This is a genomic window from Sphingomonas sp., from assembly GCF_036388215.1.
Taxonomy (GTDB): Bacteria; Pseudomonadota; Alphaproteobacteria; order Sphingomonadales; family Sphingomonadaceae; genus Sphingomonas.
On the sequence record NZ_DASVSH010000012.1, the window covers coordinates 152,549 to 175,857 of the forward strand.

Sequence of the window (23,309 nt, forward strand, 5' to 3'; positions counted from 1 at the left end):
AACCCATGTTGACCCAGCGGTCCCGTTACGCATTGCGCGCTATGTTATTCCTCGCCGCCCAGCCGGCCGCAGGCAACCCGATTCCGATGAATCGCATCGCCGGCGAGGCGAATGTGCCGCGCAAGTTCCTCGAGCTGATCCTGGCCGATCTGCGCGAGGCCGGATTCCTTGCCTCGACGCGGGGCAAGATGGGCGGATATCGCCTCGCCCGTGCCTCGCACCTGATATCCTTGGGCGAGATCATCCGCGTGATCGAAGGACCGCTCGCGCTCGTCCCCTGCGTCAGCCGTACCGCCTATCGCCCATGCCTCGATTGCAAGGACGAGGCGGCCTGTGCGATCCGCCAGGCGATGGCCCGTGTCCGCGACGAAACCGCGCGCATCCTCGACGGCACCAGCCTTGCCGACGCAGTCGCGGAAGATCTTGCCGCCGCCTAGCTCTTCTGGCGCAGCTGGTCGCGGATTTCGCGCAGCAACGCGATGTCCGCGGGCTCTTCGGCAGGTGCAGGCGGCGCTGTTTCCGGCTTGGGCATCATGCGATTTACCGAGCGAATGATCATGAAGATGATGAACGCGACGATCAGGAAGTTGACCGCGACGGTCAGGAACGCGCCGTAGCCCAGCAGCGGCACGCCCGCCTTTTTGAGGGCCGCGTAATCGCTCGAATTCGCCAAAGCCGCGGGGACTTCGCCCAGAACAATGAAATAGCTCGAAAAATCGAGTCCGCCGAAAAGCTTGCCGATCAGCGGCATCAATATGTCGTCGGTCAGCGAGCTGACGATCTTGCCAAACGCCGCGCCGATGATGACCGCGACCGCAAGGTCCAGGACGTTGCCCCGCGCGATGAAGATGCGGAATTCCTTGAGCATCGTTACGCTCCCCCTTGTTTCCGATTTCGCTTTCGCCATCTTGCGTAGGTGCCGTATGAGAACAAGGCACATTGGCGGAGGGAATGCGATGAAGATGCGTGCGATATTGGCGCTGGTTCCGGCGGTGCTGCTTTCGGGCTGCGGGCTCAATAGCGTCCCGACTGCGCAGGAGGCGGCCAAGGCGAAATGGGCCGACGTGCAGGTGAATTACCAGCGCCGTGCGGACCTGATCCCCAATCTCGTCGCCACCGTAAAGGGCGCCGCCGGCTCGGAAGCCAAGATCCTGAGCGACGTGACCAACGCCCGCGCCAAGGCCACGCAGATACAACTGAGCGGCGACGATCTCAGCGATCCCGCCAAGGTCTCGGCGTTCAACCAGGCGCAGAACGGGCTGAGCCTCTCGCTCCAGCGGCTCCAGGAGGCTTATCCGGACCTCAAGAGCCAGGCGAATTTCGGCAAGCTGATGAACGATATCGAAGGCTCGGAAAACCGCGTCGCAATCTCGATCCGCGACTATAACGCCGCGGTCCAGGCCTATAATACCCGCATCCGCACCTTTCCCGATGCGATCGGCGCCAGGATCTTCCACGGCGCCAAGCCGATGGTGCCTTTCCAGGCGCAACAGGGCTCGGACTCAGCGCCCAAGGTCGATTTCGGAAACGCAAGCTGAGGGTGAACGCGCTCCTTCTTTGCGGGGCGCTCGCAGCCTGCAACGCCGCGCCGCCGCCGCCCAAGGCCCCGCCAGCCGGCTATGCGTTTCCGGCGCTGACGGGGCGCGTGGTCGATAGCGCCGATCTGCTGCCGCAGACGCAGGAGGCCAAGCTTTCAGCCCAGTTGGCCAGCGTGCAAATGCGCACCAAGCACGAGTTCATCGTCGTGACCGTGCCGAGCCTGGGCGGGCATTCGATCGAGGATTATGGCCTGACGCTCGGCAACTATTGGGGCATCGGGCGCAAGGGGTTCGACGACGGCGTGCTCCTCATCGTCGCGCCCAATGAACGCAAGGTGCGGATCGAAGTGGGCAAGGGGCTCGAAAAGACCCTGACAAACCCGGAAGCCGGCGCGATCATCCAGGCTGCGATCCTGCCGCGCTTCAGGGAACAGAAGATGGTCGAAGGCGTGCTTGCGGGCGGCGAGGGAATCATTCGAGAGATCAGTTCATGACAATGGTCCGTGGGTTCCTGATCCTCCTGTTCGCGCTCGCGCCGCTGTCCGCCCATGCGCAGAATTTCCCGAAGCGTGATCGCGAGCCGGTGGTGGATGCGGCGAAGATCTTGAGCGCCGAGCAGGTCGCGCAGATCACTCGGCTTTCCGAAGAGATCAACAAGACCACGACTCGTCAATTCGTCGTGGCGACGATACCCGATCTCGAAGGCTATGAGATCGAAGACTACGGCTATCGCCTGGGCCGCGCCTGGGGGATCGGGCAGAAAGACGCCAATAACGGGATCATCCTGATCGTCGCGCCCAAGGATCGGAAAGTGCGGATCGAAGTCGGCTATGGACTCGAACCGATCATGACCGATGGGCTTTCAAGCGACATAATCAACGGCACTATCCTGCCGAGATTCCGCGCAGGCGACATGCCCGGCGGGATCGTCGCGGGTGCGCAGGCAATCGGCGAGCAGATGAAGCTGCCGCTGGAGGCCGCCGAAGCGCGAGCCAAGGCGGCGGCGGACAAGAGCGCCCCGAAGCGCCGGGCAAATCGGGGCGGCGGGGGCTTTCCGTTCGGGCTGATCTTCATCGGCATCGTGTTCCTGTTCGTGCTCATCCCGATGATGCGCAGCCGCCGACGCGGGCGGCGCTACCATGACGATGGGGGCGCATGGCCGATCGTACTGTGGAGCATCGCTAACGAGATAGGACGCAGCTCGGGCGGCGGATCGAGCTGGGGCGGCGGCGGCAGCGACTGGGGCGGCGGTGGCGGCGGCTTTTCGGGCGGCGGCGGATCGTTCGGGGGCGGCGGCGCCTCGGGGAGCTGGTGATGTTGTTGAGCGAAGCGGATCATGCCGCGGTGACTGCCGCGGTCACCCAGGCCGAACTCTCGACCGATGGCGAGATCGTAACCGTCGTGGCCGCGCGCTCGGACGCCTATCACGACGTGGCGCTCCATTGGGCCGTGCTCGCCATGCTGCTTGCACTGGCATTGCTCGCCTGGCAGCCCTGGCCCGCCGAATGGCTGTACGCCAGGCTGGTCGATGGCTGGGCGGAAAGCGTGCCGCCAGGCTGGTATCTGACGGTCGCATTGATCGTCGCCGCGGCGAAATTTCTTGGCGTGCGGCTGCTGCTCGCGATCGACGCGCTTCGCCTGTTCCTCACGCCGGGGACCACCAAGGCGCGCCGCGTCCGGCGCCGGGCCGTGGAGCTGTTTCGCACAGGCGCCGAGAAGCGCACCAAGGCATCGACGGGCGTGCTGCTCTATCTGAGCCTGGCGGAACGCCGCGCCGAGATCATCGCTGACGAATCGATCCATTCGAAGGTGGCGCCCGACGTCTGGGGCGCAGCCATGGCGGCGTTGCTCGCAAAGGTGCGCGCGGGCCAGCCGGGCGAAGGCATGGCTGACGCCGTCGCACGGATCGGCCTGGTCCTCGCCGAACATTTCCCGCGCAGCCAGGGCGATACCAACGAACTGCCCGATCGACTGATCGAATTATGAGCGAGAAGCGGGAAATCGCTTGGCAGGGCAAGTGGATCACGGCGCTGCGCCAGGGTAGCTGGGAGTTCGTCTCGCGCGCCCGCGGAATCGAGGCCGTCGTCATCGTCGCGATCGAAGACGGGCATGTCCTGCTGATCGATCAATATCGCGTGCCGCTAAGCCGCCGTTGCATCGAACTGCCCGCCGGCCTGATCGGCGACGAGCATGCCGGCGATACCGTTACGGACGCTGCGCGCCGCGAGCTTGAGGAAGAGACGGGCTATTCGTGCACGGCGGTGGAAGAGTTGGGCTTCTTCCATTCCTCCCCGGGCATGGTCACCGAAGGGTTCACGCTGGTTCGAGCGAGCGGGCTGACGCGGATCGGCGAAGGGGGAGGTGTCAGCGGCGAAGACATCATCGTCCACCGCGTGCCGCTCGCGGGCGTGCCCGCCTTCATCGCCGCCAAGCGCTCCGAAGGCACAGCGATCGATGTGAAGATCCTGCTGGTGCTCGCGGAAAGCCTGCTCAGCGCTTAGCGGAAATTGTCCGCATAGGCCTGGAGCTTCAGCTTCCTCTCGGGCGCGGGCACGACGTGATAGGCATAGCCTTCGCGCTCGGCATAGGCCTTGGCGGCTTCGAGCGTCTCGAAATTGATCCGCACCTGGTTCGACGTGTCACCGCCGCCCGTCCAGCCGGTAAGTGGATCGGGCTCCTGCGCCTTCTGGTGCTCGAACTCGAGAATCCACGAATCGGTGCGCGAGCGCCCCGATTGCATGGAGTTCTTCGGCTTCTGAAAGATGCGCGCGGTCTTCATGGATTCTCCGTTGGCCGCTGGTGCCGTAGCGCGCCTTAGCGCGTAGACGACGCCCTTGCATCCGCATTTTTGGTGCGCAGTGTTGCGGAGGCCGAACCGGGATCGTCGGGCCAGGGGTGGCGGGGATAGCGGCCGCGCATTTCCTTGGCCACAGCCGTCCAGCTCCCCGCCCAAAAGCCCGGCAAATCGCGCGTGGTCTGGATTGGCCGTCCCGCGGGAGAAGTAAGGCTGAGCACCAGCGGCGTGTTTCCCGCCATCGGATGCGCCGAAAGCCCGAACAGCGCCTGCACGCGCACTTCCACAGTGGGGCCGGCCTCGGCGGCATAGTCGATCGGATGGCTTGAACCGGCGGGCGTTTCGAAGCGCGCCGGCGCGGCCTTGTCGATCGCGCGCATCGCATCCCATCCCGCCAGGGTCTGTAACGCCTCGGTCAGCGCCCTGGGCTCGATCGCATCCAGCCGGCGCTTGCCCGCCAATACCGGCGGAAGCCAGTCGTCGAGCGCGGCCAGCAGCGCCGCATCGCCCAGCGCCTCGATGCCGGCATAGGCTGCGCGTGTCCGCAGCGCATCGCCCCCTCCGGACCAAGGCAACAGCGCGAGCCCATGCGTGCGCACGCCTTCGAGCAGCGCCGCCTCGATCTCCTGCGCGCTCGCGGCCGAATCGGGCCCGCTCGAAAGCCGGATCGCGCCCAGCCGCCGCTCGCGAAGCGCCTCGACGCGGCCTGTGGCGGGATCGAAGCGCACGCTGCGCCGCGTCTCGATGCGCTCGGGAAACATCGCCTCGACCGTGGCCGGGTCGATCTGTGCGGCTGACAGGATGCGCGCGCCCGATGCCATGCCCTGTGTCTCGGCGACCGCGAGCCATTCGGCACGCGCCAGCGGCGAGGCGGGGTCGAGCCTGAAGCCGCGTCCGCCCGCGGAAACCCAGGTCTCGCCCGAGGCGTCGCGACGCCTGGCGATGCGATCGGGAAAGGCAAGCGCCACGCAGGTCGCGACATTGCCTTCGCCACTTCCCGAGACGAGCCTGGCCCAGCGCTCGGCCAGCCGCCGCGATCCTTCTGCTCTTGAGCCCCGTTCGCCGCGCCACCGCCGCAGCCGCAGTTCGAGATCGGCGTCATTCCCGCCCAGCCCGCGCTCCCCGAGCAGCACGGCGACTTGCGCGGCGGTCTGCGCCAGCCCCATTTCGCCGGCGCGCACCAGCATGTGCCCCAGCCGCGGCGGCAGCGGGAGCCGCGCGATCGCCTTGCCATGCGCAGTCGGCCGGCCGTCGGTATCGAGCGCTTCCAGCGCCGTGAGCCTCGCCCGCGCTTCCGAAATCGCTGCATCGGGGGGCGGATCGAGCCAGGCCAGTTCGCGCGGATCGCTCACGCCCCAAAGCGCGCAATCGAGTGTCAGCGCGGAGAGATCGGCTTCCAATATCTCGGGCGGATCGAAGCGCGGCAGCCCCGCTGTGGCGGCTTCCTCCCACATCCTATAGGCTATCCCCGGTCCCTGCCGCGCCGCGCGGCCCGCGCGTTGCGTGGCGGATGCCTGGCTTGCGCGCTCGGTCACCAGCCGCGTCATCCCCGCCGCGCGATCGTAGCGCGGACGGCGCGCCAGCCCTGAATCGACGACTACGCGGATGCCGTCGAGCGTAAGCGAAGTCTCGGCGATCGATGTGGCAAGCACGAGCTTGCGGCGGCCTTGCAGATCAGGGGCGATCGCGGCGCGCTGTGCGATCGGGTCCATGCTGCCGTGCAGCTTGTGGAGCACCACGCCGGCCAGGCCTTCAAGTCGCTCGGCGGTGCGCTCGATCTCGGCAACTCCGGGTAGAAAGGCGAGCACTCCGCCTTCCGCTTCGCGCAGCGCCGTGCGGACCGCGGCGGCCATGGAATCCTCGATCCGGCTGTCCGCCGCCCGGCCGATATGCCGCAGCTCCAGCGGATAGCTCCGCCCGGCGCTTTCGATCACCGGCGCGTTTCCCATCAGCACGCCGAAACGCGACCCATCCAAGGTCGCGGACATCGCCACCAGCCGCAGGTCCGGCCGCAGCGCGCCCTGTGCATCGAGCGCCAGCGCCAGCCCAAAGTCGCTGTCGAGGCTGCGCTCATGCACTTCGTCGAACAGCACGGCGGAAACGCCCGCCAGTTCGGGGTCGGCCTGGATGCGATTGACGAAGATTCCCTCGGTGACGACCGTGACCCGGGTCGCCGCCGATCGCTTGCTGTCCAGCCGCGTGGCATAACCGAATGTGTTGCCGACGCTTTCATTCGCCTGGCTCGCCATCCGCTCGCCGGCCGCCCGCGCGGCCAGCCGTCGTGGCGAGAGCAGCAGGATCTCGCCGCCGCACCATGGCTCGCCCAGCAGTGCCGGCGCGACGGCGGTCGTCTTGCCCGCGCCTGGCGGGGCAACCAGCACGGCGTTGCTCGCCCCCCGCAATGCGGCGAGCAGATCGGGCAGCACGGCATGGATCGGCAGCGGATCGCTCATCGAACTGCAACCAATTCCGCAAAGCCGGGTTTGGCGCAAGCTAAGGAGATGGACATGGCGCGCACGCTTTCACAATTCACGATCACGCCCGACGGGCAAGGCGATTACACTCTCAGCTTCGAGGACGATGACGGCGAGACCATAGACTTCACAGCGAGCTTCGAGCAGCTCGACCTGATTGTCGAGGCGATCGAGGAATTGCTCGACACCGACGAGGAAGATGCGCTCGCGGTGGACGAGGATGAAGTGGCCGAGGAGTAGAAGGCCGCCGCTTACGGAGCTTCTACGAAGTCGAACAGGCGCAGGCCGTGCTGGCTGAGCCGCCTCGCGATCTTCGCCATGCAGCGATAATCCGAGCCGCGCGGGCGGATGACCTTGAGCGCCGTGCCCGAGGCTATCCAACCGCGCGCCTTCGCCGCTAGCTGGCTCTCGCTGAGCGTGCGATCGGCAAGGCGCACTCTGCATTCGCCGCTGCGGCCCGTGACGACGATCACCGCCTCTTCGTCCCCGCTTGCGCTGGCAGGAGACGGAGTCGGCGTCGCTTCCGGCTCCGGCGGCGCAAACCTTTGCGGTATGGGCGCGGGCCTGGAAATGATCCTGCCGCGCGAATCGGCGCGCGGCAGGGCTGTCGATGCCTGCACGACCGGCGCCGGCCCGATGCCGCGCCACGCCATGATGCGCGCCAGCGCTGCATCCAGCGCGGCTAGCCGCGCCGCTTCGACCATGTCGCTCCGCGAGGCGAGCGGACGCGCATTGGGCCCCTCGCGATAGGGATAGGCGCCTTTCTCGAGCGCGAGTTCGAGTGCGCTTTGCCAGGGGCGGCAGGCGGCAAGCGCGGATTCGGCAAGCAGCCGCGCGGGTCTTTGGGAATCCCTGGCCTGGGCGAGCGCTTCGTTCTCGGCACAGGCTTTCCAGTGCCGCTCGACATGGCGGCGCGACAGGGCCGCGCGAGTCGGGTCTTGCATCCAGTTCTTGTCCTGGAGCTTGGCGAGCAATTCACGCCTTTGCGATTCGAGCCGCTGGCGGGCGTCTTCCGGCGAGGCGTTCTGGCTAGCCACCACGGCAAAAGCGAGCACGCCCGCGATCAGGGATGTGGTCAGGCTCGGCACGCGCCAAGTCTATCCGGGCTAGTAAGCCCGCGCCACCGCGAACTCGACCGCTTCGACCATCGCCTCCTTGGCCGCTCCGCACGCGAATCCGCCCAGCGCGTCGATCGCGCGCTGGCCGTAATGGCGCGCGCGGGCCAGCGTGTCGTCCACGGCGTGGCTAGACTGGACGAGCCGGACGGCTTCGGCGAAGTCCGCGTCGGCGATGCGCCGCCCCGAGATCGCTTCCTTCCAGAAGCCCCGCGCCTCCTCATTGCCGCGGGCATAAGCAAGGATGACAGGCAACGTCATCTTGCCTTCGCGGAAGTCATTGCCCGCGTCCTTGCCCATGGTGCTGGCGTCGGAAACATAGTCGATCGCGTCATCGACGAGCTGGAATGCGATGCCGAGATTGCGGCCATAGGCGTCCAGCGCGGCTTCATCGCTTTCGCCGCGTTCGGCGACCACAGCCGCGATCCGGCATGCGGCGGCGAACAGGGCCGCGGTCTTGGCGCCGATAATGTCGAGATAGCGCTCTTCCGAAATATCGAGCCGGCGCACCGCGGTCAGCTGGTTGACTTCGCCTTCCGCGATCACGGCGCTCGCATTGCTCAGGATCTTGAGCACCTTCAGGCTGCCATCCTCGACCATCAGCTCGAAGCTGCGCGAAAACAGGAAATCGCCGACGAGCACGCTCGCGGGATTGCCCCAGATGATGTTGGCGGTGCGCTTGCCGCGGCGCAGGTCTGATGAGTCGACCACATCGTCGTGCAGCAGGGTCGCGGTGTGGATGAACTCGACGCAGGCAGCCAACTTGTGATGGCGCGCGCCAGAATACCCCAGCAGCTGCGCGCTCGCCAGCGTCAGCATCGGCCGCATGCGCTTGCCCCTGCCGGCGATCAAGTGGCCGGCGAGTTCGGGGATCAGCGGAATGTTCGATTGCATGCGATCGAGGATGACCGCGTTGACGAGGTTGAGATCGTTGGCGACCAGAGCCAGCATCGGATCGAGCGATGGCTGCGAATTGCCTATACGGTGGCCGCCCAGGTGATGAACTGTCGCGCTCATGCGAGGGCCTGTGGCGCGGGACGCCGGCAAAGGCAAGGCTTGCGTGGCCGCCAAGCCCCGAGCAAAGAGAAGTCATGTCAGACGACACGCTCGCCCGCTTCCGCCAGAGCATCGACAATATCGATGCGGCCTTGGTCCATATGCTGGCCGAGCGCTTCAAGGTCACCCAGGCGGTGGGCGCGTACAAGGCTACGCACGGACTCCCCCCCGCCGATCCCGGCCGCGAGGAGGCCCAGATCACCCGGCTGCGCGCGCTCGCCAAACAGGCCGATCTCGATCCCGAATTCTCCGAGAAGTTCCTGCGCTTCATCATCGACGAAGTGATCCGCCACCACGAACAGGCGCGCGGGGGAACCGGCGCTGCCTGATCCCGTTGGCAGGCATCAGGGGAAGCGCTTGACTGACGATTATCTGATCTTCCGTCCGGACGATGTGGACCTGACCCGTTCGCCGCTGCGTCGCGGTATCGGCGAGCCGACTTATGTTCTCGGCGCGTTCAATCCGGGGCTGGCGCGGCTGCCAAACGGCAATCTGTTGCTGATGGTCCGCGTGGCCGAGGCATTGCGCGAGCCGGTGGATGGCGACTGCGCCCGGGCGATCCGCTGGACGCCGGACGGCTACCTCCTCGACCGGCATCCGCTCCACGGCCTCGATATCGGCGATCCGCGCCAATTCGCGCTCAAGGATCGCCACCCGCGCCTGCTGGGGCTCACGTCGCTCTCCTGGCTGCTCCCAGTCGAGATCAGCGGAGACGCGCGAGAAATCGTCAAGGTGCACTACGAAAAGGCGATCGAGCCCTCGGCCTCGTTCATGGACTATGGCGTAGAGGACGCGCGCATCAGCTTGGTCGGCGGTAGCTGGTGGATGACCGTCTGCGGTGTCTCGGCCGAGCGGCACTGCACTGCGATGTACCACTCGGTGAACGGGCTGGATTACAAGCTGCTCGGAATCGTGCTCGATCACCAGAACAAGGACATGCTGCTGTTCGAAGGCAAGGTCGGGGGCAAATTCATGGCGCTCACCCGACCGTTGGGCGAAGTCTATTTCGCCTATCCCGAGCATAGCGAATGGCTCGGCGGCCCCTCGATCAACATGGCGCAGTCGCCTGACGGGCTGCACTGGAAGCCGCTCGACACGCCCGGCATCCGCGCGCGCAAGGGCACGAGCAGCTCCCAGCGGATCGGCGGCGGCAGCCAGCCGGTCCTCACGCCCGCAGGCTGGATGATGATCTATCATGGGGTAGAGAAACATGGCTCGGTCGGAATCTATCGCAGCTTCTGGGCGCTGCTCGACCGCGACGATCCTTCGAAGATTCTCCGGCTGGAGGATGAAATTCCGCTGCTTGAGGCCAATCCCGAACTGACCGCCGATATCGCGCACCAGATGTATCTGCCCACCCCCGTCGTCTTCACCACCGGCGTGGCCGAGGCGGGCGATCATTATATCGTGGCGAGCGGCGAAGCGGACTTGGCGTGCCGGATCACCCACATTTCCAAGGAGCGGTTCGCGTGAGCGCATGGTGGCAATCCGCGGTGATCTACCAAGTCTATCCCCGCTCGTTTCAGGATTCGAACGGCGACGGCATTGGCGACTTGCAAGGCATCCAGTCCCGCCTCGACCATCTCAAGGCGCTTGGCGTGGACGCGATTTGGATATCCCCCATCTTCCCCTCCCCGATGGCGGACTTCGGTTATGACGTCGCCGATTATTGCGGAATCGACTCGCGCTTCGGCACGCTTGCGGATTTCGATTCGCTGCTCAAGGCCGCGCACGATCGCGGCCTCAAGCTGCTGCTCGATCTCGTGCCAAACCACACCTCCAGCGAGCATCCCTGGTTCAAGCAAAGCCGCGCCTCGCGCGATAATCCCAAGCGTGACTGGTATCTCTGGCGCGACCCAAGGCCAGACGGCGGCCCGCCCAATAACTGGATCAGCGATTTCGGCGGCCCGGCCTGGGAATATGACGAGGCCACCGGCCAATATTATTACCACGCCTTCCTGAAGGAACAGCCCGACCTCAATTGGCGCAATCCCGAGGTCCGCGCGGCGATGATGGACGTGCTGCGCTTCTGGTTCGAGCGCGGGATCGACGGCTTCCGGATCGACGTGTTGTGGCACATGATCAAGCACCGGGACTTCCCCGACAATCCCGTCAACCCGGACTGGCAGGAAGGCTGGCCCGAGTACATGACAGTCCACCAGCAATACTCGACCGATCAGGACGAAGTTCATGACATAGCAGCGGAAATGCGCCGGATCGCGGACGAATACGGAGCCCGCGTGCTGATCGGCGAGATCTACCTGCCCGTGCCCAAGCTCGTCACTTATTACGGCACGCCCGAAAGCCCCGGCGTCCATCTGCCCTTCAACTTCCAGCTGATCGGCGCGCGCTGGGACGCGCGCTCGCTCGCTCGCAAGATCGCTCGCTACGAGGCTGCATTGCCGCAAGGGGGCTGGCCGAATTGGGTGCTCGGCAATCACGATCGCCCGCGCATCGCCACCAGGGTCGGTGCGGATCAGGCGCGCGTCGCGATGGTGCTGCTCCTGACGCTCAGGGGCACGCCGACGCTTTATTATGGCGACGAGATCGGCATGGAGGACGTGCCGATCCCGGCTGAACTGGTGCAGGACCCGCGCGAGCTCAACGAGCCCGGCATCGGCATGGGCCGCGATCCGGTGCGCACGCCGATGGCCTGGGATGCGAGCGCCAATGCCGGATTTTCCACCGGCAGCCCCTGGCTGCCCCTCCACGCCGATTGGGCCGCGCGAAACATGGCCGCCCAGCAGGGCGATCCACGCTCGATGTGGCGCTTCACGCAAAGGCTCCTCGCGCTGCGGCACCAGCATCCCGCGCTCGCCTTGGGCGATTATCACGGCATCGAGGCGGACGGCGATCTGCTCGCCTATGAGCGCCGCCTCGGCCAGGATCGCTTGCTGATCGTCCTCAATCTCGGCGTCACGCCGCAAAGCTTCGCCATCCCCGAATGGGCCGAGGGGCTATCGGTGCTCGCCGCTGCCCGGGGCGGCAGCGATCCCGCGATCCTTGGGCCCAATGAAGGCTATATCCTCGGATGAAGATCGCGATGATCGCTCCGATTGCCTGGCGCACTCCGCCGCGCCATTATGGCCCGTGGGAATTGGTGACCAGCTTGCTGACCGAGGCGCTGGTCGCGCGCGGCGTCGATGTGACGTTGTTCGCCACGCAGGATTCGATCACGTCGGCCACGCTCGCCGGCGTGGTGCCGCGCAGTTACGAGGAAGACCCGGGCATCGACGCGAAGGTCTGGGAATATGCCCATCTCGCGCACGTGTTCGAGCGCGCGGGCGAATTTGACCTGATCCACAACCAGGCCGATTTTCCCGCCCACGCCTTTAGCGGACTGGTCCAGACACCGATGGTGACGACCATCCACGGCTTCTCGTCGGACCGCATCCTGCCGATGTACAAGCCCTATGAGAACCGCGTCCATTTCGTCGCGATCAGCGATGCCGATCGGCATCCGAGCCTCAAATATGCCGCCACGATCCATCACGGCATCCGCCTCGACGAGTTCCCGTTCGTTGCCGATGGGGGCGAGGATCTGCTGTTCTTCGGCCGCATGCACCCCGACAAGGGCGCGGCCCAAGCGATTGCAGTGGCGCAAGCGACCGGGCAGCGGCTCAATCTGTACGGCATCATCCAGGATCAGGGCTATTTCGACCGTGAAGTCGCCCCGCACCTGGACGATCGTATCGTCTATCATGGCGCGGTCGGGGGCGAGACGCGGCTGCGGGCGCTTGGGAGCGCGCAAGCGCTGCTCCATCTGATCAATTTCGATGAGCCCTTCGGTCTGTCGGTGATCGAGGCGATGGCCTGCGGCACTCCGGTGATCGCGATCGACCGCGGCAGCATGCCCGAACTGATCGACCACGGGGTGACGGGCCTGCTCGTGGAGTCGGCCGAGGAGGCGATTGCCGCCCTCGGCCAGATCGCCGGCATCGATCGCGCCGCCGCGCGCCGGTCAGTGGAAGCGCGCTTCTCGGTCGAGGCGATGGCCGACCGCTATATTCAACTTTACCAACATATATTGCACTGCGGAACGCTGTGTCCGGCGGATGGTTAGGGCATCCCCCCGGGAGAGCCGTCTTGCCGATATTCCTGTTTCTTCGCTTCATCTTCGCGCTGCTGTCGCTCGTGATTCTCGCCCTGGCCGGCTATTTCCTGTGGGAATGGTATCAGGGAGACCCGCTGCGCGACGCTGACGGGGTGATTCGCCGCCACCGGGAGGATTGGCGCCTCTGGCTCGGCGCAGCACTGCTCGCATGGTCGCTTTTCGGGCGGTTCGTCACCCGTTTGCTTCTCGCCAAGGGCGATACGGACCCCACCCACGCCACGCGGGGCAAAGGGCGCACGATTCAGAGCGAGACCGGAGCGACGATCTATCTCGAGGAATATGGCGCAGTCACCGCCCAGCCGATCGTCCTCACGCATGGCTGGTCGATGGACAGCACGATCTGGAACTATGCGAAGCGCGATCTGGCGAAGAACTTTCGCGTCCTCGTATGGGACTTGCCGGGCCTCGGCCTGTCCCAGCGGGACGATTCGGAAATCTGCCTGAGCGGCTTCGCGCGCGATCTCAAGAGCGTGATGGCCCAGGTCGGCGATCAGCGCCCGATCCTGGTGGGCCACAGCATCGGCGGGATGATCATCCAGACTCTCGCGCGCGACGATCCACAGGCCTTCAAGAAGGTGGCCGGGGTTGCGCTGTTCAACACCACCTATACCAATCCGCTCAAGACGATGATCCTCAGCGGCCTGCTGCAGGCGCTGCGCAAACCCCTGATCGTGCCGATGCTGTATCTCACGATCTGGCTGGCGCCCTTGGTCTGGCTCGCATCGTGGCAGAGCTATCTCAGTGGCTCGACTCATATAAGCGCGCGCTTCGGCTTCGGGCGCTTCGTGACGCGGAGCCAGCTCGATCATGTCGCGCTGCTGCTGACGCGCGCCTGGCCGGCCGTCAGCGCGCGGGGCGATCTGGCGATGATCCGCTGGGACGGTTCGGCGGGAATGCCGAACCTGACGGTGCCGGCGCTCGTGCTGGGCGGCGGCGTGGATATCGTCACCAAGGCCGAGGCCAGTGAAACCATCGCCCATCGGTTTCCCGGCGCGCAACTGGAGATCATCGAGGGGGTCAATCACATGGGACCGGTCGAGCGTTCCGATCTGTATAACGCGCGCCTGGCCGCCTTCGCCGAAGCCTAGCTCAGAGCCTATTCCGCAGCCAGCAAAGTCTCCGCCCCGCCCAGATCGACCGATACCAGCCGGCTCACGCCCTGCTCGACCATCGTCACGCCGAACAATCGGTGCATCCGGCTCATCGTGGCGGCGTTGTGCGTGACGATCAGGTAGCGCGTGGCCGTCTCGCGGGTCATGGCGTCGAGCAGGTCGCAGAAACGCTCGATATTGGCGTCGTCCAGCGGCGCATCGACTTCGTCGAGCACACAGATGGGCGCGGGATTGGTCAGGAACAGCGCAAAGATCAGGGCCACCGCGGTCAGCGCCTGCTCGCCGCCCGAAAGCAGCGTGAGCGACTGGAGCTTCTTGCCCGGCGGCTGCGCCATGATCTCGAGGCCCGCCTCGAGCGGATCGTCCGAATCGACCAGCTCCAGATGCGCCTGCCCGCCGTTGAACAAGGTGGTGAATAGCCGGCGAAAGTGCTGATCCACTGCCTCGAACGCCGTGAGCAGCCGCTGGCGGCCCTCCCGGTTCAGTGTTCCGATGCTTCCGCGAAGGCGATTGACTGCCTGCGCCAGCTCGTCGCGTTCCTGAGCGTTGGCAGTGAACGCCGCTTCCAGTTCGGCAAGCTCAGTTTCCGCCACCAGATTGACCGGCCCGATCCGCTCGCGCTCCGCGCTCAGCCGCTCATGGGCGGCGGATTCATCCTGCGGCTCGCGCACCGTCTCCGCGTCGAACCCCGCCTTTTCGGGCAGCAGCGGGGGCGGGCATTCGAAGCGCTCGCCCGATAACCGCCCCATTTCGATCCGCCGCGCCTCCTGGTTTTCGGCACGCGCCAATGCGCCGGCGCGGTCTTCGCGCGCCTGGGCCAAGGCCTCGTTCGCCGTTCGCACTGCGCCTTCGGTCTCGCGCAGCGCCGTCTCGGCGTCGCGTTCGGCGGCCTGCGCCGCGGCGGATTGGTTGCGAGCCGCTTCGGTCTCGGCCTCCGCCTCAGCCACCTGCATATCCAGTTCGGCAGGGCGACCGGCCAGCCGCTCGCTTTCCTCGGCCAATTCGATCGCGCGCCTGTCCATCTCGCCGCTGCGCCGCGCGGCCTCGCCAGCACGCGATTTCCAGCTCTTCGCCTCTGCCTGAGCCGCCGCAAGCCGTTCGCGCGCCTGGGCGATTTCGCGCTCCAGCGTGCCGCGCTCGGCGCGGGCGCTCGCCGAGGCGCCGCGCTTGATCTCCGCATCGGCCGAAAGCGTGGCGACTCCGTCTCGCGTGGCGCTGCCGTCTGGAAGCGAGGCCCTGGCGGCCTCGGCCCGCGCGAGCTCGCCGCTTGACTCATCCTGTTCCGCCGCGATCCGGCAACGACGCCCCTCGAGATCGGAGCGCTGCGAATCCAGCCGTTCGAGCTGCCCCGTCGCGCGATCTTCCGCGCGCCCGGCTTCGCGTCCCGCATTCTCGGCATGATCGAGCACGCGGCGGCAATCGGCGGCGGCGCGGCGCGCCTCGGCGATCACTTCCTCGATCCGCGCCAGTTCCATATCGGCCGCCTCGACAGCGCGGACCGCAGCGGGCCGGGCCTTCTCGATCGCCGCCAGCCGGTTCACCCGCGTCAGCCGCTCCGCCGCGGCCGCCCCGCCGGACTTGGCGACATAGCCGTCCCAGCGCCGCAGCACTCCGCTCAGGGTCACGAGCCGCTGCCCCACCGCGAGCGGCTGCCCGGTATCGCTCTCCGCCACCAGCACTTGCGCCAGCCGCCGCGCCAGCCCCGGCGCCGCCGTCACGTGTCCGCCGAGCGGCGTCGCGCCTTGCGGCGCGCCGGGGTCGCCCGGCTGCGGCTCGGCTCCCGCCCAATACCGCTCGGAGCTTTGGTCGAGCCCCGCCTCCAGATCGTCGCCCAGCGCCGCCGCCAGCGCGCGCTCATAGCCCGCGTCCACCTTCAATTTGTCGAGTAGCCGATCCTTGTCCGAAGGCCGCGTCGCCTTGGCGAGCGCTTGCGATTCGCTGTCGAGCTGTGCCAGTTCGGCATGCGCGGAGGCCCGCGCGGCCTGGGCCCTATTGCGGCCTTCGATGGCAGATCGCTCTTCGGCATCCGCACGCGCCAGGCCGGTGCGCGCGCTCTCCGCCTGGCGCAGCGCCTGGGCGCGGGCGTCGGCGGCCCGCGTTTTTTCCGCCTTGAGCGGCTCCGCATCGGGCAGCGCCCGCCATTCCGCGTCGATCCGGGCGCGGTCGCGATTGCTTCGCTCGACACGCGTGCGCGCCGCAGCCAGCGCCGCCTCCGCCACGCGCGCCTCGGCCGCTTCGCTGGCTTGCGCGGCGAGCGCCTGGGCTAGTGCGACCTCGGCATCGCGCGCGGCCCGCTCGGCCTCCGCAAGCGCCGCGTCGAGCATGGGCACCCGGACCGTGGAGGCGGCGATGCGCGCATCCAGCGTTTCCTGCTCCTCCCTCAGCCGCGCCAGCGCCTCGGCCGCGTCACGCGCCAGCGCGCCTTCGCGCCCGCGGTCCTCGGCCAGCCGCTGCTCCGCATCCTTCAGCTCGCCGATCCGCCGCTCCACCGCCGCGCGTTCGCTGCGCAGCGTCGCGAGCCGGTGCATCGCCTCGGTCGCGCGGTCGCGAACGGCAAGCGCATCGGCGCGCGCTCCCGCAAGCGCCTCGGCGGCGCGCTGCTGCGCCGTCGCGGCGTCCTCCCGCGCGCGCGTCCGCTCGGTCGCGCGCGCTTGCGCCGCATTGGCCTCGGCCTTGGCCGCGTCCGCCGCAGCCGCCGCATCGCGCCAGCGCGCGAAGATCATCCGCGCCTCGGCAATGCGAATCTTGGCGGATAGCTCGCGATAGCGCTCGGCCTGCCGCGCCTGGCGCTTCAGCGCGGCGGCGCGCGCTTCCTGGTCCCCGATCACTTCGTCCAGCCGGGTGAGATTCGCTTCCGTAGCGCGCAATTTCTGCTCGGCGTCCTTGCGGCGCACATGCAGCCCCGCGATCCCCGCCGCTTCCTCCAGCATCGCGCGGCGCTCGGCCGGCTTGGCCGCGATGATCGATCCGATCCGCCCCTGGCTCACCAGCGCCGGGCTGTGCGCCCCGGTGGCCGCATCGGCAAAGGCCAGCGCCACGTCCTTGGCGCGCACGTCGCGGCCGTTGATGCGATAGGCGGATCCCACGCCGCGCTCGATCCGGCGGACCACTTCGAGCTCATCGTCCCCCGGCTGCTCGGCCAGGATCGATACTTCGGCGAAATCCCGCGCGGGCCGGGTCGCGGTGCCCGCGAAGATCACGTCCTCCATGCCAGCGCCACGCATCGATTTGGCGCTGTTCTCCCCCATCGCCCAGCGCAGCGCTTCGAGCAGGTTCGATTTGCCGCAGCCGTTGGGGCCGACGATGCCCGTCAGCCCCTTTTCGATTCGCAGATCGGCCGGGTCGACGAAGCTTTTAAAGCCTGTCAGCCGCAGCCGCTTGATCTGCATGTCCGGCCCCCGCCTCCGGGCTTAGCGTGCGCCGGCCGCCTGCAATGCGGGCTCGAGCGCACTCCAGTTCGAGGCGTTGGGCACGACGCGTCCGTTGATCATGAAGGTCGGCGTGCCCGGCAATTGCTGGTTGACCGCATCGGCATGCATCTTCGAAATCGCCTCGATCGCCTTCTGGTCTGCCAGGCAGGCGCGCGCCTTTGCCTCGGGCACGCCGCGCTGCTTGATGAATTCGACATAGCCCAGCGCATCGGCAAAGCCCGCCGCCGCCTGGGGCGGCGCCAGCGTCTGGAGCTGCTGGATAAGCTGCGGGTTCGAGCGTTGCAGAGTCATCAGACGCTCTTCAAACTGCGCCTGGCCGGCGAAAAGCTGGTCGAGAACATTGAAGAATGCCTCGGTCGGCACGCACTGATTGAGCAAGGCTGCGGCGAGATCGGGCGCGCCATGGACCAGGAAGTCGCGAAACTCATAGCTTACCTTGCCGGTCGAGATATATTTCGAACGCAGCGGCTCCATGCCCTCGGCGGCGAAGCGGCCGCAGACCGGGCATCCGCGCGAGCCATATTCGACCAGCTTGATCGGTGCATTGGGGTTGCCCTGGACATATCCGGCCTCGGGCGTCTTCGCGACCATATCGGCCCAGGCCTGGCCCGTCGGGGCGGGGGCGGGGGCCACCGCCGTGCTCGAAACCACGGGGGCGGTGTTGTTGGCATCGTCGCCGCCGCACGCGGCGAGCGCCAGCAGCGGGATCAGGGCAAAAGCGAAACGCATATTCTTCTCTCCAGGCGAATGGTCGTGGCGGGCAGAGTCAGTCGATAGGGTCAGTCGATCTTGGCGATCTTGGGTTTATCGTCGCTCGCGGATACGCCCGCGGCAAGGGCTTCCAGCACCGCTTTCAATTCGGCATCGACTATCCCGCGCAAGCTGTCGCCCATTTCCTCGGAAAGGGGCTTCAGGCTGGGGGGCGGCACCGGCTTGTCCAGCTTCCTCACTTCGCCATGCCGGATCGAGAGCCGCGCGACCGCGGTGTAGCCGAAGAAGCGATTCACGCGCTCGACGATCTCGGGGGCGATATGCTGCATCATCGGGGCGTGGGCGCCGCTGACGACAAGGGCCAACACGCCCTCCGCGCGCTTGCCTTGCGGGAAACGGATCGATTCGGGGGCGGAGACGCGGGCATAGCGCTCTCCGACGATCTCCGCCCAGCGGCTGACGATCGAATGCTGGACGAAACCGAATTTGCGAAACGTCGCGCGCCCGACATCGGGCAGCAATTCGGCCACCGATCGCGCGCGGTTCGATCGCTGCGGCGGCGCTGCCGGCTTGGGCTGGCGCGTAGTGGCGCGGGGGGGCTTCGTCATTGCATGTAGTCCATGCCATAGCCGGGGCGTGCCCGACAACAAGCCTCGCGCAATCGCTGTGGACCTTCTCTCCTGGTACGATGCCAATGCCCGCGATCTGCCCTGGCGCGCGCCGCCGGGTACGAACGCTCCGGATTCCTATCGCGTCTGGCTTTCGGAGATCATGCTCCAGCAAACCCAGGTCGCCAGCGCGCGCCCGTATTTCGAGAAGTTCACCGCACGCTGGCCGAGCTTCGATGCGCTGGCGGCGGCGGACGACAGCGAGCTGATGGCCGCTTGGGCAGGGCTTGGCTATTATGCCCGCGCGCGAAACCTGCTCGCCTGCGCGCGTGCGGTTGCCGCGCTGGGCGGACTGCCGGGCACCGAAGCCGAATTGCGCCAGCTCCCCGGCATCGGCGGCTATACCGCGGCTGCGATCGCGGCGATCGCATTCGGCCAGCGCGCCGTGGTGGTGGACGCCAATGTCGAGCGCGTCGTGGCGCGTCTGTTCGCGCTGGCCGATCCGCCGCCGGGCGCGAAGAAGCGCATCCACGCGCTCACTGACTCGATCACCCCCCAATCCCGCGCCGGTGATTTCGCCCAGGCGATGATGGATCTGGGAAGCGGCATCTGCACCGCGCGGAGCCCGCGCTGCCTGCTCTGCCCGCTGCGCCCGGATTGCGCGGCGTTCGCCAGCGGCCATCCCGAGGCCTATCCCGTCAAGGCTGCGAAAGCCGCAAAGCCTCAGCGCTACGGCACGATCTTCTGGCTCACGCGGGGCGAGCAGGTGCTCCTCGTCCGCCGCCCGGCAAAGGGCCTTCTCGGCGGGATGCGCGCACTCCCCACCGGGCCGTGGGCCCATACGCCGCCCGGCCTCGAAGGCGCGCCCGCTCCCGCCGGGTGGCAAATGCGCGACGAGACCGCCGCACATGGATTTACCCATTTCAATCTGCAACTTGCCCTTGCGGCTGCCGAAAGCGGGGGGCATGAAATCGCCGACGGTGAATGGTGGCCGATAGCCGAAATCGAATCGGCGGGGCTGCCCACGGTGTTCGCGAAGGCGGCACGGATTTTCGGGAGGTACTGATGCGCGCAATCGGGTTCGGACTAATCGCGGCCTTGGCATTCGCCGTGCCGGCCGCCGCGCAGCGCGCGCCCGAGATCGCGGGGGTCGCCGATCGCCTCGTCGCCCAGGGCTCGGTGCCCGGAATCGTCGTTGCGGTCGGGCGGGGCGATGCCGCGCCCGCGATCACTGCTCGCGGCCGGATCGGCAACGATGCGCATTCGCCGGCCGCCGATGAAAACAGCCTGTGGCGCATCTATTCGATGACCAAGCCCATCACCGGCATCGCCGCGATGATCCTGATCGAACAGGGTAAGCTCGGCCTCGACGATCCGATCAGCAAATATATCCCGGCCTTCAAGGACATGAAGGTGCTGATCGATCCGGCCAAGGGGCTGGAGAGCCGCCCCGCCGCACGCCCGATCACTGTGCGCCACTTGCTCACGCACACGGCGGGCCTCGGCTACAACATCATTACCCAGGGGCCGTTGCTGAACGAATACAACCGGCTCGGCATCAATCCCGCCGCGGTCAGCGCCGCGCTCGAGGTTCGCTCGCGCCCGGCCCGGCCCGCAAGCCTTGAGGAATTCGCCAATCGCGTCGCGAGTTTGCCGCTGATCGCCGATCCGGGCGCCAAGTGGAGCTATTCGATAGGGCTCGACGTGCTTGGCCGCGTGATCGAAGTCGCGGGCGGAATGCCCTTCGATCGGTTCGTCACCACGCGCATCTTCGCCCCTCTAAAGATGCAGTCGAGCTACTGGACCGTCCCGGCCAGCGAAGCGCCCCGGCTGGCCGACAATTTCGCCACTCTGGGCGGGACCCGCGTCGTCATGGATCCGGGCAAGACCTCGGCCTGGCTCACGCCCCCCAGCTTCCCCTATGGCGGCGCGGGACTGGTGATGTCGGCGCGCGATTATGACCGCTTTCTCCACATGCTGCTGAGCGGCGGCCAGCTTGGCGGGGCGCGCATCCTCAAGCCCCAGACCGTCCGGCTCGCAATGTCGAACCTGCTTCCCGCAGGCGCCGATGCGAGCCTGCTCAATGTAAATCGCGAGAGCGGCGTCACGCTGGGTTTCGGCGCGGGCGGATCGGTCTATCTCGCCGATGCGCCCGGCGGCGCGGGCAGGGGCACCTTCGGCTGGGGCGGCGCGGCCGGCACGATCGGCTGGGTCGATCCGGTCCACAAATTGCGCGTCACGGTGATGATCAACCTGTTCGGCGATACGCCGCTGCGCAAGGATACGACCAGGGCGATCTTCGCCGATCTGGGGAAGTGACTCCGCCGGGCTTCACCGGCGGCACGCTCGACCGAGCCGATCGCGTCCGCCACGATCCGGAGCTGCTCGCCGCGGCTATCGCCGATCCCACGGCGCGGCTGCTCGTGCTGAACGGGCTTGATCCCGAGCTCGGCGCGGACGACCGGCTGGTCTGGACCAGCCTCGCCGCCGCGCAGGGCGAACTGCTGTTCCTCGGCTTTGATCGCGGTGCGCCACGTTTCGCCTCGGCGCTTCCTGCCGGCGAGCCTGCTCCGGTCGGTCGCCCGATGGCGCTGTTCGCGATCCTCGATCGCTTTCGCCGCGAAGATGCCGCGCTCTATGCCGCCGCTCGCAGCCTGATCGATTGGCACGCCCGCCACGGCTATTGCGCGGTCTGCGCCACACAAACCTCGATCTTCCGCGCCGGCTGGGGGCGAAGCTGCCCGACATGCAGCGCCGAGCATTTTCCGCGCGTCGATCCCGTCGTGATCATGCTCGCCGAACTGGGCGAGCGCGTGCTGCTCGGCCGCCAGCCGCCCTGGCCGCGGGGGCGCTATTCGGCGCTGGCCGGTTTCCTCGAAGTCGGCGAATCGATCGAGGACGCCGTCGGGCGCGAGATCCATGAGGAAGCCGGCGTCCGCGTCCGCGACGTGCGCTACATCGCCAGCCAGCCCTGGCCCTTTCCGTCGTCGCTGATGATCGCGTGCATCGGCGTGGCCGAGGACGATGCGATCACGCTCGATGCCAACGAACTGGAAGATGCCCGCTGGTTCACACGCGATCAGGTCCAGCGCGCATTGGCCGGCGATCCGGATGCAGGCTTCATCGCCCCGCCGCCTTACGCCATCGCCCACACGCTGCTCACGGCATGGATGGAGGGAGCCTGAGGGTGGCGATGCGCTGGCATTTGATCGCGAGCGCCGTGACGCTCGCGCTGGCCGCGTGCGGTGGGGAAAGCGCTCAACCATCTCGCACACCCGCAGGCGTTGCCAAATTTACTACGATCGATTTCGCAAGCGTCGCCAAATATTCTGCGCCGGCGCTTCCCGCCTATTTCGATAAAACCGTTACGGCGCTCGACAACAGCCCCGGGTCGAACCCCGTCAATGATCGAGTCGCGACGCTCGGGCGCGTGCTGTTCTACGATCTGCGGCTGAGCACCAATGATCGGGCCTCGTGCGCCTCCTGCCACCAGCAGGCGCTCGGCTTCACCGATTCGATGCGCTTCAGCAACGGGATCAGCGGCGCCGCCACCACCGATTTCCACGCGATGCGGCTCGGCAATCTGCGTTATTGGCAGCCCGGCTCCACCTTCTGGGATCGTCGCGCGGCCAGCGTTGAGGCGCAGGCGAGCATCCCGTTCCACAGCCTGGTCGAAATGGGCTGGGGCGGGGCCGCGGGCGGCTTCGACACCCTGATCCGCAAAATGGGCGCAACCGCCTATTATCCGGATCTGTTCGCCTGGGCCTTTGGCAGCTCGACGATCACCGAACCGCGCATCCAGCAGGCGCTCGCCCAGTTCGTCCGCGCGATGATTTCGAGTTCGAGCCGGTGGGACACGGGCTATGCGCAGGTCTTCTCACCCACCGCGCCGGATCGCGCATTGAATGCCGACCTCCCGAACTTCAGCCCTCAGGAAAACCGTGGCCGCAAATTGTTCATGACGAGCGCCGCACAGGGTGGCGCGGGCTGCTCCTCCTGCCACGTGCCGCCGACCTTCGCTTTGGCGGCGGATGCGCGAAGCAATGGACTGGACGCTGGCGAGAAGCGCCTGTTCAAGGCGCCGTCGCTGCGTAACGTCGGCCTGACGGGCCCCTATATGCACGACGGCCGCTTCGCGACCCTGGCCGAAGTGATCGATTTCTACGATCACGGCATTCAGCAAGGCCCCGCGCTCGACAATCGCCTGCGCCAGGGCCGCTCTCCAAGACGCATGAAGCTCAGCGCGGCCGATCGGGCGGCGCTCGTTGCTTTCCTGATGACGCTCACCGATCCCGAGCTGACTAAGGATCCGCGTTTCAGCGATCCGTTTCGCCGGTGAGTATTCTTGCCTGGGCG

At 67.0% G+C, this 23,309-nt stretch carries 24 protein-coding genes; 16 read left to right on the forward strand and 8 right to left on the reverse strand.

What is annotated here, in order from left to right; translation table 11 throughout:
• Window positions 1-5: 5 nt before the first annotated feature.
• Window positions 6-437, forward strand: coding sequence for an Rrf2 family transcriptional regulator (locus tag VF617_RS06160; protein WP_331013984.1), 432 nt, complete (start codon window positions 6-8; stop codon window positions 435-437).
• Here the strand turns inward: VF617_RS06160 and mscL are convergent.
• Complete coding sequence (mscL, locus tag VF617_RS06165; RefSeq protein ID WP_331013985.1) at window positions 434-868, reverse strand: large conductance mechanosensitive channel protein MscL; 435 nt, start codon at window positions 866-868, stop codon at window positions 434-436. The two genes, VF617_RS06160 and mscL, sit on opposite strands and share 4 nt — an antisense overlap.
• Window positions 869-956: 88 nt before the next feature.
• Between mscL and VF617_RS06170 the strand changes: the two genes are divergently transcribed.
• Genes VF617_RS06170 through VF617_RS06190 form a run of 5 tightly spaced genes read left to right on the forward strand, consistent with a single transcriptional unit; the run spans window position 957 to window position 4,039 of the window.
• A complete protein-coding gene (locus tag VF617_RS06170) occupies window positions 957-1,538 on the forward strand; it encodes a LemA family protein (protein ID WP_331013986.1) in 582 nt (193 codons plus the stop codon).
• A 2-nt stretch (window positions 1,539-1,540) separates the two neighbouring features.
• Window positions 1,541-2,032 carry a TPM domain-containing protein gene (locus tag VF617_RS06175; RefSeq protein WP_331013987.1) on the forward strand — a complete coding sequence of 164 codons (492 nt, stop codon included), beginning with the start codon at window positions 1,541-1,543 and terminating at the stop codon, window positions 2,030-2,032.
• Entirely contained in the window at window positions 2,029-2,853 is an 825-nt protein-coding gene (locus VF617_RS06180) for a TPM domain-containing protein (RefSeq protein WP_331013988.1), read from the forward strand. The genes VF617_RS06175 and VF617_RS06180 overlap by 4 nt, the downstream gene beginning before the upstream one ends.
• On the forward strand, window positions 2,853-3,524 hold the full coding sequence (locus VF617_RS06185) for a TPM domain-containing protein (protein ID WP_331013989.1): 672 nt from the start codon (window positions 2,853-2,855) through the stop codon (window positions 3,522-3,524). Before VF617_RS06180 ends, VF617_RS06185 begins: the two co-directional genes overlap by 1 nt.
• Window positions 3,521-4,039 (forward strand): NUDIX hydrolase, encoded by a 519-nt coding sequence (locus VF617_RS06190; RefSeq protein WP_331013990.1) that lies wholly within the window; start codon window positions 3,521-3,523, stop codon window positions 4,037-4,039. Before VF617_RS06185 ends, VF617_RS06190 begins: the two co-directional genes overlap by 4 nt.
• Here VF617_RS06190 and VF617_RS06195 read toward each other — a convergent pair.
• Together VF617_RS06195 and hrpB are read right to left on the reverse strand one after the other, a co-directional pair.
• Complete coding sequence (locus VF617_RS06195; protein WP_331013991.1) at window positions 4,036-4,317, reverse strand: ETC complex I subunit; 282 nt, start codon at window positions 4,315-4,317, stop codon at window positions 4,036-4,038. The genes VF617_RS06190 and VF617_RS06195 overlap by 4 nt on opposite strands.
• Window positions 4,318-4,352: 35 nt before the next feature.
• Window positions 4,353-6,785 carry an ATP-dependent helicase HrpB gene (gene hrpB / locus VF617_RS06200; protein WP_331013992.1) on the reverse strand — a complete coding sequence of 811 codons (2,433 nt, stop codon included), beginning with the start codon at window positions 6,783-6,785 and terminating at the stop codon, window positions 4,353-4,355.
• Window positions 6,786-6,839: 54 nt separating this feature from the next.
• Between hrpB and VF617_RS06205 the strand changes: the two genes are divergently transcribed.
• Complete coding sequence (locus VF617_RS06205) at window positions 6,840-7,046, forward strand: hypothetical protein (RefSeq protein ID WP_331013993.1); 207 nt, start codon at window positions 6,840-6,842, stop codon at window positions 7,044-7,046.
• A gap of 11 nt (window positions 7,047-7,057) precedes the next feature.
• On the opposite strand, the gene VF617_RS06210 is transcribed toward VF617_RS06205, so the two are convergent.
• A complete protein-coding gene (locus VF617_RS06210; RefSeq protein WP_331013994.1) occupies window positions 7,058-7,894 on the reverse strand; it encodes a hypothetical protein in 837 nt (278 codons plus the stop codon).
• Window positions 7,895-7,912: 18 nt separating this feature from the next.
• On the reverse strand, window positions 7,913-8,938 hold the full coding sequence (locus VF617_RS06215) for a polyprenyl synthetase family protein (protein ID WP_331013995.1): 1,026 nt from the start codon (window positions 8,936-8,938) through the stop codon (window positions 7,913-7,915).
• Between the two features lie 74 nt (window positions 8,939-9,012).
• Between VF617_RS06215 and VF617_RS06220 the strand changes: the two genes are divergently transcribed.
• The 5 genes from VF617_RS06220 to VF617_RS06240 are packed head-to-tail and all read left to right on the forward strand — an operon-like array spanning window position 9,013 to window position 14,179.
• Window positions 9,013-9,306 (forward strand): chorismate mutase, encoded by a 294-nt coding sequence (locus VF617_RS06220; protein ID WP_331013996.1) that lies wholly within the window; start codon window positions 9,013-9,015, stop codon window positions 9,304-9,306.
• 28 nt (window positions 9,307-9,334) lie between these two features.
• Window positions 9,335-10,450, forward strand: coding sequence for a glycosidase (locus tag VF617_RS06225; RefSeq protein ID WP_331013997.1), 1,116 nt, complete (start codon window positions 9,335-9,337; stop codon window positions 10,448-10,450).
• Window positions 10,447-12,012 carry an alpha-amylase family glycosyl hydrolase gene (locus VF617_RS06230; protein WP_331013998.1) on the forward strand — a complete coding sequence of 522 codons (1,566 nt, stop codon included), beginning with the start codon at window positions 10,447-10,449 and terminating at the stop codon, window positions 12,010-12,012. The genes VF617_RS06225 and VF617_RS06230 overlap by 4 nt, the downstream gene beginning before the upstream one ends.
• A complete protein-coding gene (locus VF617_RS06235; RefSeq protein WP_331013999.1) occupies window positions 12,009-13,040 on the forward strand; it encodes a glycosyltransferase family 4 protein in 1,032 nt (343 codons plus the stop codon). Before VF617_RS06230 ends, VF617_RS06235 begins: the two co-directional genes overlap by 4 nt.
• A gap of 23 nt (window positions 13,041-13,063) precedes the next feature.
• Complete coding sequence (locus VF617_RS06240) at window positions 13,064-14,179, forward strand: alpha/beta hydrolase (RefSeq protein WP_331014000.1); 1,116 nt, start codon at window positions 13,064-13,066, stop codon at window positions 14,177-14,179.
• 8 nt (window positions 14,180-14,187) lie between these two features.
• Here the strand turns inward: VF617_RS06240 and VF617_RS06245 are convergent, their stop codons facing one another.
• From VF617_RS06245 to VF617_RS06255, 3 genes are read right to left on the reverse strand one after another with little or no spacing between them, the layout of a single operon-like run.
• A complete protein-coding gene (locus VF617_RS06245) occupies window positions 14,188-17,592 on the reverse strand; it encodes a chromosome segregation SMC family protein (protein ID WP_331014001.1) in 3,405 nt (1,134 codons plus the stop codon).
• 21 nt (window positions 17,593-17,613) lie between these two features.
• Window positions 17,614-18,363, reverse strand: a complete 750-nt coding sequence (locus VF617_RS06250) for a thioredoxin domain-containing protein (protein ID WP_331014002.1) — start codon at window positions 18,361-18,363, stop codon at window positions 17,614-17,616.
• Between the two features lie 50 nt (window positions 18,364-18,413).
• A complete protein-coding gene (locus tag VF617_RS06255; RefSeq protein ID WP_331014003.1) occupies window positions 18,414-18,953 on the reverse strand; it encodes a DUF721 domain-containing protein in 540 nt (179 codons plus the stop codon).
• A gap of 28 nt (window positions 18,954-18,981) precedes the next feature.
• On the opposite strand from VF617_RS06255, the gene VF617_RS06260 reads away from it, so the two are divergent.
• Genes VF617_RS06260 through VF617_RS06275 form a run of 4 tightly spaced genes read left to right on the forward strand, consistent with a single transcriptional unit; the run spans window position 18,982 to window position 23,292 of the window.
• Entirely contained in the window at window positions 18,982-20,019 is a 1,038-nt protein-coding gene (locus VF617_RS06260; RefSeq protein ID WP_331014004.1) for an A/G-specific adenine glycosylase, read from the forward strand.
• Window positions 20,019-21,272, forward strand: coding sequence for a serine hydrolase domain-containing protein (locus tag VF617_RS06265; protein ID WP_331014005.1), 1,254 nt, complete (start codon window positions 20,019-20,021; stop codon window positions 21,270-21,272). Before VF617_RS06260 ends, VF617_RS06265 begins: the two co-directional genes overlap by 1 nt.
• On the forward strand, window positions 21,269-22,138 hold the full coding sequence (gene nudC / locus VF617_RS06270) for an NAD(+) diphosphatase (RefSeq protein WP_331014006.1): 870 nt from the start codon (window positions 21,269-21,271) through the stop codon (window positions 22,136-22,138). Before VF617_RS06265 ends, nudC begins: the two co-directional genes overlap by 4 nt.
• An 8-nt stretch (window positions 22,139-22,146) precedes the next feature.
• Entirely contained in the window at window positions 22,147-23,292 is a 1,146-nt protein-coding gene (locus VF617_RS06275; protein WP_331014007.1) for a cytochrome-c peroxidase, read from the forward strand.
• Window positions 23,293-23,309 lie beyond the last annotated feature (17 nt).